Source organism: Collinsella sp. An268, from assembly GCF_002159765.1.
GTDB lineage: Bacteria > Actinomycetota > Coriobacteriia > Coriobacteriales > Coriobacteriaceae > Coprousia.
The window spans coordinates 103,033-114,671 of record NZ_NFJH01000008.1 but is presented as its reverse complement, the minus strand read 5'-3'; the positions used below and the strand labels follow the sequence as shown (position 1 = coordinate 114,671).

Annotated in this window: 13 protein-coding genes; 12 read left to right on the top strand and 1 reads right to left on the bottom strand. The window is 68.1% G+C overall.

Translation table 11 applies throughout. From position 1 onward, the window contains the following. Positions 1 to 579 precede the first annotated feature (579 nt). From B5F70_RS07655 to hisE, 11 genes are all read left to right on the top strand, one after another. A complete protein-coding gene (locus B5F70_RS07655) occupies positions 580 to 1,416 on the top strand; it encodes an ABC transporter substrate-binding protein (protein WP_087204985.1) in 837 nt (278 codons plus the stop codon). Positions 1,417 to 1,647: 231 nt separating this feature from the next. Continuing rightward, positions 1,648 to 2,853, top strand: coding sequence for an amino acid ABC transporter permease (locus tag B5F70_RS07650; protein ID WP_241145939.1), 1,206 nt, complete (start codon positions 1,648 to 1,650; stop codon positions 2,851 to 2,853). Then, on the top strand, positions 2,846 to 3,616 hold the full coding sequence (locus tag B5F70_RS07645; RefSeq protein WP_087204983.1) for an amino acid ABC transporter ATP-binding protein: 771 nt from the start codon (positions 2,846 to 2,848) through the stop codon (positions 3,614 to 3,616). Before B5F70_RS07650 ends, B5F70_RS07645 begins: the two co-directional genes overlap by 8 nt. A 189-nt stretch (positions 3,617 to 3,805) precedes the next feature. Continuing rightward, positions 3,806 to 5,212 (top strand): histidinol dehydrogenase, encoded by a 1,407-nt coding sequence (gene hisD / locus B5F70_RS07640; RefSeq protein ID WP_087204982.1) that lies wholly within the window; start codon positions 3,806 to 3,808, stop codon positions 5,210 to 5,212. Between the two features lie 2 nt (positions 5,213 to 5,214). Next, positions 5,215 to 6,324, top strand: coding sequence for a histidinol-phosphate transaminase (gene hisC / locus B5F70_RS07635; protein ID WP_087204981.1), 1,110 nt, complete (start codon positions 5,215 to 5,217; stop codon positions 6,322 to 6,324). Continuing rightward, positions 6,321 to 7,034 carry an imidazoleglycerol-phosphate dehydratase HisB gene (gene hisB / locus B5F70_RS07630; RefSeq protein ID WP_087204980.1) on the top strand — a complete coding sequence of 238 codons (714 nt, stop codon included), beginning with the start codon at positions 6,321 to 6,323 and terminating at the stop codon, positions 7,032 to 7,034. Before hisC ends, hisB begins: the two co-directional genes overlap by 4 nt. Before the next feature lie 11 nt (positions 7,035 to 7,045). Beyond that, the gene (locus B5F70_RS07625; protein WP_087204979.1) at positions 7,046 to 7,864 is read left to right on the top strand and encodes an imidazole glycerol phosphate synthase subunit HisH; all 819 of its coding nucleotides are present in this window, start codon (positions 7,046 to 7,048) and stop codon (positions 7,862 to 7,864) included. Beyond that, positions 7,861 to 8,640 carry a HisA/HisF-related TIM barrel protein gene (locus tag B5F70_RS07620; RefSeq protein WP_087204978.1) on the top strand — a complete coding sequence of 260 codons (780 nt, stop codon included), beginning with the start codon at positions 7,861 to 7,863 and terminating at the stop codon, positions 8,638 to 8,640. Before B5F70_RS07625 ends, B5F70_RS07620 begins: the two co-directional genes overlap by 4 nt. After that, positions 8,634 to 9,416 carry an imidazole glycerol phosphate synthase subunit HisF gene (hisF, locus tag B5F70_RS07615; RefSeq protein WP_087204977.1) on the top strand — a complete coding sequence of 261 codons (783 nt, stop codon included), beginning with the start codon at positions 8,634 to 8,636 and terminating at the stop codon, positions 9,414 to 9,416. The genes B5F70_RS07620 and hisF overlap by 7 nt, the downstream gene beginning before the upstream one ends. Before the next feature lie 82 nt (positions 9,417 to 9,498). After that, positions 9,499 to 9,828, top strand: a complete 330-nt coding sequence (gene hisI / locus B5F70_RS07610) for a phosphoribosyl-AMP cyclohydrolase (RefSeq protein WP_256363454.1) — start codon at positions 9,499 to 9,501, stop codon at positions 9,826 to 9,828. Positions 9,829 to 9,864: 36 nt separating this feature from the next. Further along, complete coding sequence (gene hisE, locus B5F70_RS07605) at positions 9,865 to 10,182, top strand: phosphoribosyl-ATP diphosphatase (protein WP_087204975.1); 318 nt, start codon at positions 9,865 to 9,867, stop codon at positions 10,180 to 10,182. A 48-nt stretch (positions 10,183 to 10,230) separates the two neighbouring features. On the opposite strand, the gene B5F70_RS07600 is transcribed toward hisE, so the two are convergent. Next, positions 10,231 to 11,157 (bottom strand): PHP domain-containing protein, encoded by a 927-nt coding sequence (locus tag B5F70_RS07600; protein ID WP_087204974.1) that lies wholly within the window; start codon positions 11,155 to 11,157, stop codon positions 10,231 to 10,233. Positions 11,158 to 11,234: 77 nt separating this feature from the next. On the opposite strand from B5F70_RS07600, the gene B5F70_RS07595 reads away from it, so the two are divergent. After that, the gene (locus B5F70_RS07595) at positions 11,235 to 11,606 is read left to right on the top strand and encodes an arsenate reductase family protein (protein ID WP_087204973.1); all 372 of its coding nucleotides are present in this window, start codon (positions 11,235 to 11,237) and stop codon (positions 11,604 to 11,606) included. Positions 11,607 to 11,639: the final 33 nt, after the last annotated feature.

Below are 11,639 nucleotides of genomic sequence, written 5' to 3'. Positions count from 1 at the left end.
TCGAGTTCTTCCACGGCAGGGACTGGTCGGGCTGGACCGCGGAGCGGTTCATCGCCGAGCTCTCCTCGTACATCCGCTGGTACCGGGAGGGCCGGCTGAAGGCCTTCCGGGAGGGCGGCCGGACGGTGTACGATACGATCAGGGGCCGCAGGGAGCGGCTCGGGCTGGCCGTCTAGGCCTGTCCAAGAAAATGTCCGCATCCCCCAGGACCTCAAAAAGTGGCATATCCGCACACGGGAATGCTCGAGGCACCTAGGGCGTGCGGAACGGCGAGCCTGCGGGCAGCCCTCGGTAGCCATCGATATCCACGGTGGTCCAACAGATGTTCTGCCTAACCAGGGAGCGGGTCGCTTGGCGCTGCTTGCACTATGCATAAACTACGAATAATCGGTCCAAAATATGCAGAAACAGGCGGTAGACCTCAGATGTGCGGGCGGTTACCTGCACCTCAGCGACCGATGCCAAAACAATGTTTCACAAATGTGAATAGACTTGCAATAATATACGGACAAGTGCATACTAGGCGTCGTGGAAGAGAGAGGGCCACGCGCCCATACCCAATAGGGGAAGGAACCTATGATGAAGAAGCTCACCGGTATCTGGAAGAAACCCGCGGCTATCGCGGCGACGTGCGCGCTTGCCCTGGGGCTCGCGGCCTGCGGCGGCGCTCCGGCGTCCGAGGGCTCGCAGGCGGGTTCGGCAGCGGCCGCGCCGAGCGGCAGCATGACGCTCGAGGACGGCACCATCACGTTTGCCACCTCGCCGGATTACCCGCCGTTCGAGAACCTCGTCGACGGTGAGTACGTCGGACTCGACATGGACCTCGGCCGCGCCATCGCCGAGGAGCTCGGCATGACGTGCGAGTACACCAACATCGACTTCGACGGCATCATCCCCGCCATCGTGGCGGGCGGCCAGGCGGATGCGGGTCTCTCGGGCATCTCCGTCACACCCGAGCGCGAGGAGGAAGTGAACTTCTCCACGCCCTACTACGTGGATAACCAGGCTGTCGCTGTGCTGAACACCAACACCGCGCTCACCGAGGAGAACGCCGCCGAGGCGCTCAACTCCGCCGATATCACCATCGCCGTCCAGAGCGGCTCGACCGGTGCCGACTTTGCGGGTGAGAACTTCCCCAACGCCGAGATCGTGACGTTCCCCAACTTCACTGACGCCTTCGCGGCGGTTCAGGCCGGCCAGGCGGATGCCGTCTGCGGCAACCTCGCCGTGGTCGACCAGATGCTCTCCGGCGCCTACACGGACCAGCACACCATCCTGACCTCCGCCACGGGCGAGGAGTACGCCATCGCCGTGTCCAAGGACAACCCCGAGCTGCTCGACGCCATCAACGAGGCTATCGCGACGCTCGATGAGAACGGCACGCTCGACGAGCTCATCGCCGCCAACATGGGCTAGAGCCGCGTGCCATAGCAACTTCCAATCGGCGGCCCCTCCCCGGTGCGGGAAGGGGCCGCACGGCGTATCGTTAGCGAGGTAATGGTGGGTACACATTCAACAGCGCGCCGCATGGCGCCGGCGCATGCGAAGCGGGTGCACCGGTGGGGGAGAGGCGCCCTGGTCCTCTTAGTCGCCCTCCTGCTCGGTCTTTTGGGCGCTCTAGGCGCCCCCGCGCCGGAAGCGCAGGCCATGGAAATCGTCAAGTGCACGGGGCGCCCCAACTCCGATAAGGATCAGACGACCATTCAGGGCGGCACGCAGTCGCGCATCACGCTCGAGCTGGCACTCGAGCCGGATGAGAACATCTCTCGGGTGCACGTCGACATTCCGGAGGGGACGCAGTACGAGACCGATGACCTCGCCGTCACGCTGCTCACGGGCGACGACCTCATGACCAGGACCGAGCTCACCTTCGACCTCGCCGCCGAAGAGGATGCGTTCACCTTGCACTTCGACCCGGCGATTGCCGACGCCGGGCACCTGAACATCATCATCTACGGCGTGTATTTCCCCATGGGCGGCGGCGACATGCAGGTGGGGGTCTCGTATCAAGCTGAGGGCGCAGCCCCGGTGGCGGTCTCCGACATACCCGTCATCCACGTCGAGGGCATCTCCGGTCCCGAGGCGCTCTCCCAGTGGCTCGAGGGGCAGCCGTGGGTCCAGGCGTGGAACGAGAACCGCTTCCTCCACCTGTTCTTCGACCCCACCATCTTGGTGACGAGCTTCCCGGTGGTGCTCACGGGCTTCTTCATGTCGCTTGGCGTGGTGGCGGTGGCATTCCCGCTCGCCATCCCCTTGGGTCTCGCGCTCGCGCTCATGCGCCTCTCCAAGGTGGCCGTGGTGCGCGGCATCGCGACCACGTACGTGAACCTGGTGCGCGGCACGCCGCTCTTCCTGCAGATCTACGTCGCGTTCTTCGGCCTGCCGCTTGCCGGCATCGACATCCCGAGCTTCCCGCTCGGCGTCACCGTCATGTGCATGAACTCGGGCGCCTACATGTGCGAGATCTACCGCGCCGGCATCCTTTCCATCAACAAGGGGCAAGACGAGGCGGCGCGCTCGCTCGGCATGACGCGCGCGCAGACGATGCTCTACGTCATCCTGCCGCAGATGTTCCGTCTGGTGATTCCCAACCTCACGAGCGAGTTCATCGTGCTCTACAAGGACACGTCGCTGCTTGCGGCCGTGGGCGTCATGGAGCTCGTGATGTACGCGCGCACCATCGTGGCCTCGACGGGCTCCATCACGCCCTATATCGTGGCCGCCCTGTTCTACCTTGTGATCACCCTGCCGCTTTCCAAGGTGACCCGTCACCTGGAGGAGCGCGTGCACGGCGGGCGCAGGCGCCGTCGCAGCACCGCCGCAACCGAGAAGGGGGAGGCCGCCCATGCCTAGCGCCGTCAATGTCGGCGCGTCGCACGACGCCGATATCGTCATCTCCATCCGCGACCTTAAGAAGAGCTTCGGCGATCTTGAGGTGCTCAAGGACATCTCGCTCGACATCCACAAGGGCGAGGTCGTCGTGGTGCTCGGTCCCTCCGGTTCGGGCAAATCGACGCTTCTGCGCTGCTTGAACCGTCTCGAGGAGCCCACGGCCGGGCAGATCATCTTCGAGGGGCAGGACATCACGAGCCCCAAGACCAACATCAACAAGGTGCGCGAGCACATGGGGATGGTCTTTCAGCAGTTCAACCTCTTCCCGCACAAGGATGCGCTGCACAACGTCATGCTCGCGCAGATGAAGGTGCTCGGCCGCTCCAAGGCGGAGGCCGAGCGCATCGCGCGCGAGCAGCTCGACCGCGTGGGGCTCGCCGACCGCGCCGACCATTTTCCCGCCGAGCTTTCGGGCGGCCAGCAGCAGCGCGTCGCCATCGCCCGCGCCCTTGCCATGGAGCCGCACGTGATGCTCTTTGACGAGGCCACCTCGGCGCTCGATCCCGAGCTCGTCCGCGGCGTGCTCGACGTCATGCGCGAGCTCGCCCAGGGCGGCATGACGATGGTGGTGGTGACGCACGAGATGGGTTTCGCGCGCGACGTGGCCGACCGCGTCATCTTTATGGAGGGCGGCGTGATCGTAGAGGAGGGCGCGCCCGCGCAGATCTTCGAGCATCCCCAAAACGAGCGCACGCGCGCGTTCATCGGCGAGGTGGGCGCATAGGGGCGCCGCGGCCGGTGGCGCACGTGTGTTAGCAGTTGGTTGCAACGTGCTGCCGCCGCCTACACGAACGCTTTACCATGATAAAGTATATCCTGTAGACGAAGGGGTGCGCGAGAGAGACAGTCCCGCGCGCCCCGCTTGCGTAGGTAGGAGACGGAGCCGCTTGGGGCGGTTTGAGGAGTGGTTGCTATGAGGACGGTGGTGCTGGGTCCGGGCGAGCGCCTGAAGCCGGCGCAGCTTACGCGCAAGGGCGTGCTTCCGGCCGACGTCGTCTCGGCGGCGCGCGACATTGTGGCGACGGTGCGTACCGAGGGCGATGCGGCGCTCAGCCGGTATGCGCGGGACCTCGATGGGGTCGAGCTCGAGAGCCTGCGCCTGCCCGACGAGGCGCTCGCGCACGCGCTCGACGCGGTCGAGCCCGCGTTTGCGGCGGCACTCGAGCGGGCGGCGGCGCAGATTCGCGCGTTTCACGAGCGGGAGCTCACGCAGAGCTGGTTCACCACGCGTCCCGACGGGACGCTTCTCGGTGTCAAGGTGACGCCCGTCGCCGCCGCGGGCATCTACGTGCCGGGCGGACGCGCCCAATATCCCTCGACGGTCCTCATGAACGCCATTCCCGCCAAGGTCGCCGGAGTCGAGCGCGTGGTGATGGTCACGCCCCCGCAGCGCGATGCTGCACCGGGCGAGCCACCCGTTTCGCCCTACACGCTCGCCGCAGCTCATCTTGCAGGGGTGGACGAGGTCTACCTGGTGGGCGGCGCCCAGGCCGTTGCCGCCCTTGCGTACGGCACCGAGACCGTGCCGCGCGTCGACGTGATCACGGGGCCGGGCAACGCGTACGTGGCGGCTGCCAAGCAGATCGTCTCGGGCGATGTGGGCATCGACATGGTGGCGGGCCCCTCGGAGGTCTGCGTGCTCGCGGATGCCACGGCGGAGCCCGCCGTGGTCGCGGCCGATCTTATGGCCCAGGCGGAGCACGACCCCCTTGCCGCCTGCTACCTCGTGACCTGCGACGCGGCCTTTGCGGGCGAGGTTCAGGCCGCTATCGATATTCTGGTGCGTCAGAGCCCGCGGGCGGCCATCACGCAGGAGTCGCTTGCGGGCGAGAGCATGGTCATCGTGGCGGCAGATCTCGACGCCGCGCTCGACGCCGTCAACACCATCGCCCCCGAGCATCTCGAGCTGCACTGCGCCGATGCGCTCGGCCTTGTGGGCAGGATACGCAACGCGGGCGCCATCTTTGTGGGTGCATGGAGCTCCGAGCCGCTCGGCGATTACGTGGCGGGCCCCAACCACACGCTGCCCACGGGCGGCACGGCGCTGTTCTCGAGCCCGCTTTCGGTCGAGAACTTCCAGAAGAAGTCGTCGGTGGTGTGCTATACCCCGGCCGGCCTTATGGCAGATGCGCCGGCGACGCAGCGTCTGGCCGAGGCGGAGGGGCTGTGGGCGCATGCGCTTTCGGTGGGGTTGCGCCGCCGCCAGCTCGAGCAGGGGAGCGCCGCCCTCGCGCCCGAGGCGCTCGCCGCGGCCGACCTGACGCGCATCGCGTGGCCGGGAGACGGGGCCGATGCGATCGCCGCCGGGGCGGAGGTGTGAGCATGGCCGAGCTGTCCCGCCGCATGCGCGCCCTCGTTCAGCCGCACCTGGCCTCCATAGAGCCCTACGACCCTGCGTTCGCGCCCTGCCGCATCAATCTCTCCGCCAACGAGAACACCTATCCCGTGCCGGAGCCGGTGCGCGCGGCCATCGACGCCGCGCTGGCCGCGACACCCCTGAACCGCTACCCGGATCCCATGGCAAACGCCCTGCGCGACGAGCTCGCCGTCTGGCACGGTCTTGCCCGCGAGAACGTCTGCGTGGGCAACGGAGGCGACGAGCTGCTGTTCAACTTCCTCTTCGCCTTCACCGGGCGCGGCCGCACGCTCGTCACCTGCCCGCCCGATTTCAGCGAGTACGCCTTTTTCGCCTCGCTCGTCGAGGCAGGCGCCGTCGCCGTCCCGCGCGACCCGGAGACCTTTGCGGTGGACGGCGACGCGCTCGTTGCCGCCGCCGCCACGGCTGATGCCGTCATTATCACCTCGCCCAACAACCCCACGGGCAATCTCGTGCCGCTTCCCCTCATCGAGCGCGTGTGCTCCGCCTGCCCGGGCCTCGTCATGGTGGACGAGGCGTATGGCGAGTTCGCCCCGGCGGGCAGCTCCGCGGTGCCGCTCATCGCGCGCCATGACAACCTCCTGGTCCTCCGCACGCTCTCCAAGGCGTTTGGGGCGGCGGGGATCCGGCTCGGCTACGTGCTCGCCGCGCCCGACGTCATCGACGTCCTCGCCGCGGTGCGCCAGATCTACTCGGTGAACGTCCTCACCCAGGCGGCGGCCACCGCGGCGGTGCGCCTGCGCGGCGCGTACCGCCCGGTGGTGGATCAGATCGTGGCCGAGCGCGCCCGCATGACCGAGCGCATGGCCGCGCTCGCGCCGGCGGGGGTGACGGTCTGGCCGAGCGCGGCCAACTTCCTGCTCGTGCGCGTACCGGCTGCCGCCGAGGTGCGCCGGCGCCTGCGCGACGAGTACGATATCCTCGTACGCGACTTCAGCGCCACGCCGGGTCTCGCGGGGTGCCTGCGCCTCACCGTGGGGACGCCGGAGGAGAACGATGCGCTCGCAGCCGCGCTCACGCGCTTGGTGACAACGGAGGCAAAGGAGCTCTCATGACCGTATATCGCAAACAGCCCAAGACCCTGGCCGAGACCTCGGCAGCCACCGTGTCAGAGGTGGACGCGCGCCAGAGCTCGGGTCTGACGTCGCTCTTCAAGGGCTCCGCCCTCGCGGCGGATGCACCGCGCACGGCGAGCGTCGCGCGCACGACGGGCGAGACGGACATCTCCGTCACGCTCGGCATCGACGGTGCGGGTACCTGCGATATCGCTACGGGCGTGCCCTTTTTCGACCATATGCTCAACGCCTTCGGACGCCACGGCCTGTTCGACCTCAAGGTCAAGGCGACGGGCGACATCGAAGTCGACGCGCACCATACGGTGGAGGATGCGGGCATCGTGCTCGGCCAGGCCTTTGCCGAGGCGCTGGGCGACCGCCGTCAGATCACGCGCTTCGCAGACGCCACCGTGCCGCTCGACGAGGCGCTCGTGCACGTGGTGATCGATATCTCCGGGCGCGGTCAGGCGTATTGCACGCTGCCTTTGCCCACCGAGCGGGTCGGCTCGTTTGATTCCGAGCTCGCCGTCGAGTTCTTCTACGCGTTCGCCCGCACGGCCGGCATCACCCTGCACGTGCGCGAGCTCGCCGGCGCCAACACGCATCACATCATCGAAGCGGCGTTCAAGGCGCTCGGACGGACGCTGCGCGCCGCCTGCGCCCTCGACCCTCGGGTGACGGGCGTTCCCTCCACCAAGGGCACGCTGTAAGGAGGCGGCGTATGGACTCTCTGACGGCGCAGCTGGTGGTTGTCGACTACCACAAGGGCAATCTCTCGAGCGTGGTGCGCGGCCTTGCGCGCGCGGGCGCCTCGGCCGTTATCTCGGACGATCCGGCGGTCATACGTTCCGCGGCGGGCATCGTGCTCCCCGGCGTGGGCTCGTTTTACGACGCCATGAGCTATCTCGCGGCATCGGGCGAGGCCGATGCCATCCGCGATGCCGTCACCGGGCCGCGCACGGTGCCGTTTCTGGGTATCTGCCTGGGCCAGCAGCTGCTGTTCGAGCGGGGGGACGAGGGGGTGCCCGCCGAGGCTCCAGCCCAGGCGCCCGCTGACAACCGGGGCGGCGGCCTCGCTCCCGGCGCGGTGTTTGAGGCGGAGGGTGTGCGCTGGGTCCGTGGCCTGGGCCTTCTGCCGGGCTCGTGCACGCGGCTGCCCGCCGGGCGCCTCAAGGTGCCGCATGTGGGATGGGACCAGATCCATCTGACGCCCGCGGGAGCCGCATCGCCGCTTCTCGCCGACGTGGCCGAGGGCGCGAACGTGTACTTCACCCACTCATATGCTCTGGAAGACGACGCGGAGCCCGCGCTCGTGGCGGCGCGCACGTTCTACGCCCGGGCGATTCCCGCCGTCATCGCGCGGGGCAACCTGTTTGGCTGCCAGTTCCATCCAGAGAAATCCTCTGCCCACGGCCAGCAGATCCTCAAGAACTTCGTTGCGATCTGCGCGCGCGCCCGCAGCGCTTCCGCGCACGGCGACGGTGCCGCGCTGGATGTGGCGCGCCGCGCCGCGCCCGCTTCCCAGGAGGTGTCCGCATGATTCTCTTTCCCGCCATCGACCTCATTGCCGGGCAGGTGGTGCGCCTCGAGCGGGGCGACCGCGCCCGGTGCACGGTGTACGCCTCCGACCCCGTGGCGCAGGCCCGCGCCTTTGCCGAGGCCGGAGCCCGCTGGGTGCACGTGGTCGATCTCTCCGCCGCGCTCGAGGAGGACGAGGACGCCCGCGCGGCCAACACGGCGGCGATTCGCGCCATCTGCGGCATCGAGGGCCTCTCGGTCGATGTGGGCGGCGGCGTCCGCTCGCTCGCGCGCATCGACCAGCTCGCCGGCTTTGGCTGCAAGCGCATCGCGCTCGGTACGGTGCTCGTGACCGAGCCCGGTTTTGCCGAGGTCGCCGCTCGGGGCTTTGGCGAGCTTCTGGTGGCGGACGTCGCCGCGCGAGACGGCCGCGTCAAGGTCAACGGCTGGCGCGACGACGTGTCGCGCGCGCTGGACGATGTGGTGGGCGAGCTGGCGAGCCTCGGCTTCAGGCACCTCGTCTACACCGATATCGCCCGCGACGGCATGCAGACGGGCATCGACGTCGCGGCATATCGCCGGGTCGCCGCACGGGCGGGTTTTCCGGTGGTGGCGTCCGGCGGCATCTCGTCGGTCGACGATATCCGCGCGCTCGCGGCGGCGGGGCAAGACGCGATCGAGGGCGCCATCGTCGGCCGAGCGCTGTACGAGGGCGCGTTCACGGCGGCAGAAGCGCTCGCGGCGGCGCGCGGCGAGGGCAGGCCCGACCAAGCGGCTGAAAGGGGGCGCTCATGCTGACGAAGCGTGTCATTCCCTGTCTCGATGTGCGCGACGGCCGCGTGGTCAAGGGCGTCAACTTCGTCGACCTGCGCGATGCGGGCGACCCGGTCGAGCTCGCGCGCGCCTACGATCGCGAGGGCGCCGACGAAGTCGTCTTCCTCGACATCACGGCGACGAGCGACGACCGTGCGACCACCATCGACATGGCGTCGCATGCGGCGGAGGAGCTCGCCATTCCCTATACCGTGGGGGGCGGGTTCCGCGACCTCGCGGGCATGCGGCAGATGGTTGCCGCCGGGGCGGACAAGGTGTCCGTCAACTCGGCGGCGGTGCGGCGCCCCGCGCTCATCACCGAGGCGGCGGCCGCCTTTGGCAGCCAGGCGGTGGTAGTCGCCATCGACGCCAAACGCGTGGGCGAGCCCGGCGCGCCGGGGGCGGATCGCTGGGAGGTCTACCTCGCGGGTGGGCGCACGCCCACGGGCATCGACGCGGTCGCCTGGGCTGAGGAGGCGGCGCGGCGCGGCGCGGGCGAGATCCTGCTTACGAGCATGGACCGTGACGGCACCAAAGAGGGGTTCGACCTCGCCCTCACCCGCGCGGTGGCGCGTGCCGTGCCCATACCGGTCATCGCGTCGGGCGGTGTGGGCGCGCTCGAGCACTTCGCCGAGGGCATCATCGAGGGCGAGGCAGACGCGGTGCTGGCGGCGAGCGTGTTCCACTTCGGTACCTTCAGCATCCGCGAGGTGAAGGAGTACATGGCGGCCCAGGGCATACCGGTGCGGCTGGACTTCTGAGGCATGCGGGTGCTGGGGGGATGAGCCAAATCGACCCCGTCCCCAGATGAGTGCATGAAATGAACCCGTCCCCAAATCAACCATGGAGGAAACGATGACGATCGATGAGCTGACATTCGACGAGCGCGGGCTCATCCCGGCGGTGGTGCAGCAATGGGATACCGGCGAGGTGCTCATGGTCGCGTGGATGAACGCCGAGTCGCTCGCCCTCACGCGGAAAACGGGCACCACGTGGTTTTGGAGCCGCAGCCGCCAAGAGCTGTGGAACAAAGGGGCTACGAGCGGGAACATGCAGCAGGTGCGCGAGATTCTCGCCGACTGCGACGCCGATACGCTGCTGGTGAAGGTCGATTCGCCCGGCCCTGCCTGCCACACCGGCGCGCGCAGCTGCTTTTTCAACGAGCTTGACTGAACCGGCCCCGCCCCGGGGCGGACGAAAGGACGAACCATGGGAGAGCGCACGGCAAACGTGCAGGACGGTCATATCGGCGAGACGCTTGAGAGCCTCGCCGCCACCATTCGCGGGCGCCGCACGGCATCGTCCGAGGAGAGCTACACTGCCCGGCTGCTTGCGGGTAAGGAGGACAGCCTGCTCAAGAAGCTTGCCGAGGAGGCGAGCGAGGTCATCATGGCCTGCAAGGATGGCGATCACGACCATATCCGCTACGAGGCGGCCGACCTCGTCTACCATCTCCTCGTCGTGCTCGAGCGCTACGGAGTGACCGTAGAAGAGCTCGCCGGCGAGCTCGACGCGCGCATGAAGTAGCCCCACGGGCGGGGTCTCAGCGCCCCGATGCGGCCATGGCGCGCGCCGCTACAGCGCGACGGTCTCCCACGAGCCGTCTGCGCGCGGGGCGTCGAAGGTGCGGTAGCCGATCTCGTACGCATGGTGCTGCGCCTCTGCGACGCCGGAGCAGATGTCGCGCGCCACATGGGCGTCGGAGCTGAAGGTGATGGGCACGCCCGCGCGGTAGAAGCGCTCGAGCAGTCCTGCAGCGGGATAATAGTCGCCCACGCCCTTGCGGATGCCCGCACTCGAGATCTCGATGCGGCGTCCCGTATCGTGCGCGCAGGCGGCCATCTCGTCCCAGAGGGGACGAAGGTCGATGGTGGCGGCGAGTCCCTCGGCGCAAAAGCGCTGGGCAAGATCGGGGTGCGCCATCACGTCGAAGGCGAGCGGGCTTTCGCACGCACGGCACCACGTCGCCGCATAGCGGCGCCAGACCTCATCGGGACCGAGCTCATGCCAGATGTGCTGATCCTCCCGGTCGTCGATCCAGCCGGAGCCGCGACCGGGCGCATTGGCGCACGCAACCCTTTCGGCAGGGTCGTCGTCGGTACCGGGGGAGGCGGCGCCGACGGCGATCTCACCGGGGTCGCCGAGCCAATGGACGCTTCCCAGGCGCACGACGGCACCCGCGCTCCACCTCTCCACGAGGGGCTCGCAGCCCTCGTACCAATCGCACTCGAAGCCGTAGAGATAGGTGAGGTTGGGGGCGATCTCGCCGGCGAGGGTGCGCGCTTCCTCAAACGCGGCGCGATGGGCACCAAGCGCGCTCTCTGCCACCGAGACCGCGCAGGTGGGGTCCATGCTTGCCGGCAGCGTGAGGTGGTCGGTCGACACGAGCACCCGGCAGCCCGCACGTGCCGCAGCGCGCACGTTCTCCTCAAACGTGGCCGCTCCGTCTGAGAAGTGTGTGTGGGTGTGGCAGTCGACGATGGCGTTTGCGGGCAATCCCATGGTGGCTCCTAGGCTAGAGGATGTGAGTCGGGGTACCATGAAGGCATTGTACAGCCCGCACGTCTTCGGGAGGCCTCATGACCGACACCGCTTACGTTCTCTTTATCGAGTATCCCAAGTGCTCCACCTGCAAGAAGGCCAAGAAATGGTTGGATGAGCACGGCATTGCCTACACGGATCGCCACATCGTGGAGGATAACCCCACCGCCGCGGAGATCGCCGAGTGGCAGGAGCGCGCGGGGCTTCCCGTGCGCCGCTTCTTCAATACGAGCGGTATGAGGTACCGCGAGCTCGGTCTCAAGGCCAAGCTCGACGCCGGCATGACCGACGAGGAGGCGCGCGAGCTCCTCGCGACGGACGGCATGCTCGTCAAGCGTCCCATCGTGGTAACGGGCGACACGGTGCTCGTGGGATTTCGCGAGGCGGCATGGGCGGAGGCGCTGCTCTAGGGTCCGCTTGACCTGAAGCACCCTCCAGGTGCG

Excerpts from the sequence above, each read along its gene's own strand:
- hisF (WP_087204977.1), top strand. The coding sequence starts at position 8,634 with ATGCTGACGAAGCGTGTCATTCCCTGTCTCGATGTGCGCGACGGCCGC.
- B5F70_RS07655 (WP_087204985.1), top strand. The coding sequence starts at position 580 with ATGAAGAAGCTCACCGGTATCTGGAAGAAACCCGCGGCTATCGCGGCG.
- hisC (WP_087204981.1), top strand. The coding sequence starts at position 5,215 with ATGGCCGAGCTGTCCCGCCGCATGCGCGCCCTCGTTCAGCCGCACCTG.
- hisE (WP_087204975.1), top strand. The coding sequence starts at position 9,865 with ATGGGAGAGCGCACGGCAAACGTGCAGGACGGTCATATCGGCGAGACG.
- B5F70_RS07645 (WP_087204983.1), top strand. The coding sequence starts at position 2,846 with ATGCCTAGCGCCGTCAATGTCGGCGCGTCGCACGACGCCGATATCGTC.
- B5F70_RS07625 (WP_087204979.1), top strand. The coding sequence starts at position 7,046 with ATGGACTCTCTGACGGCGCAGCTGGTGGTTGTCGACTACCACAAGGGC.
- B5F70_RS07620 (WP_087204978.1), top strand. The coding sequence starts at position 7,861 with ATGATTCTCTTTCCCGCCATCGACCTCATTGCCGGGCAGGTGGTGCGC.
- hisI (WP_256363454.1), top strand. The coding sequence starts at position 9,499 with ATGGAGGAAACGATGACGATCGATGAGCTGACATTCGACGAGCGCGGG.
- B5F70_RS07595 (WP_087204973.1), top strand. The coding sequence starts at position 11,235 with ATGACCGACACCGCTTACGTTCTCTTTATCGAGTATCCCAAGTGCTCC.
- B5F70_RS07600 (WP_087204974.1), bottom strand. The coding sequence starts at position 11,157 with ATGGGATTGCCCGCAAACGCCATCGTCGACTGCCACACCCACACACAC.
- hisB (WP_087204980.1), top strand. The coding sequence starts at position 6,321 with ATGACCGTATATCGCAAACAGCCCAAGACCCTGGCCGAGACCTCGGCA.
- B5F70_RS07650 (WP_241145939.1), top strand. The coding sequence starts at position 1,648 with ATGGAAATCGTCAAGTGCACGGGGCGCCCCAACTCCGATAAGGATCAG.
- hisD (WP_087204982.1), top strand. The coding sequence starts at position 3,806 with ATGAGGACGGTGGTGCTGGGTCCGGGCGAGCGCCTGAAGCCGGCGCAG.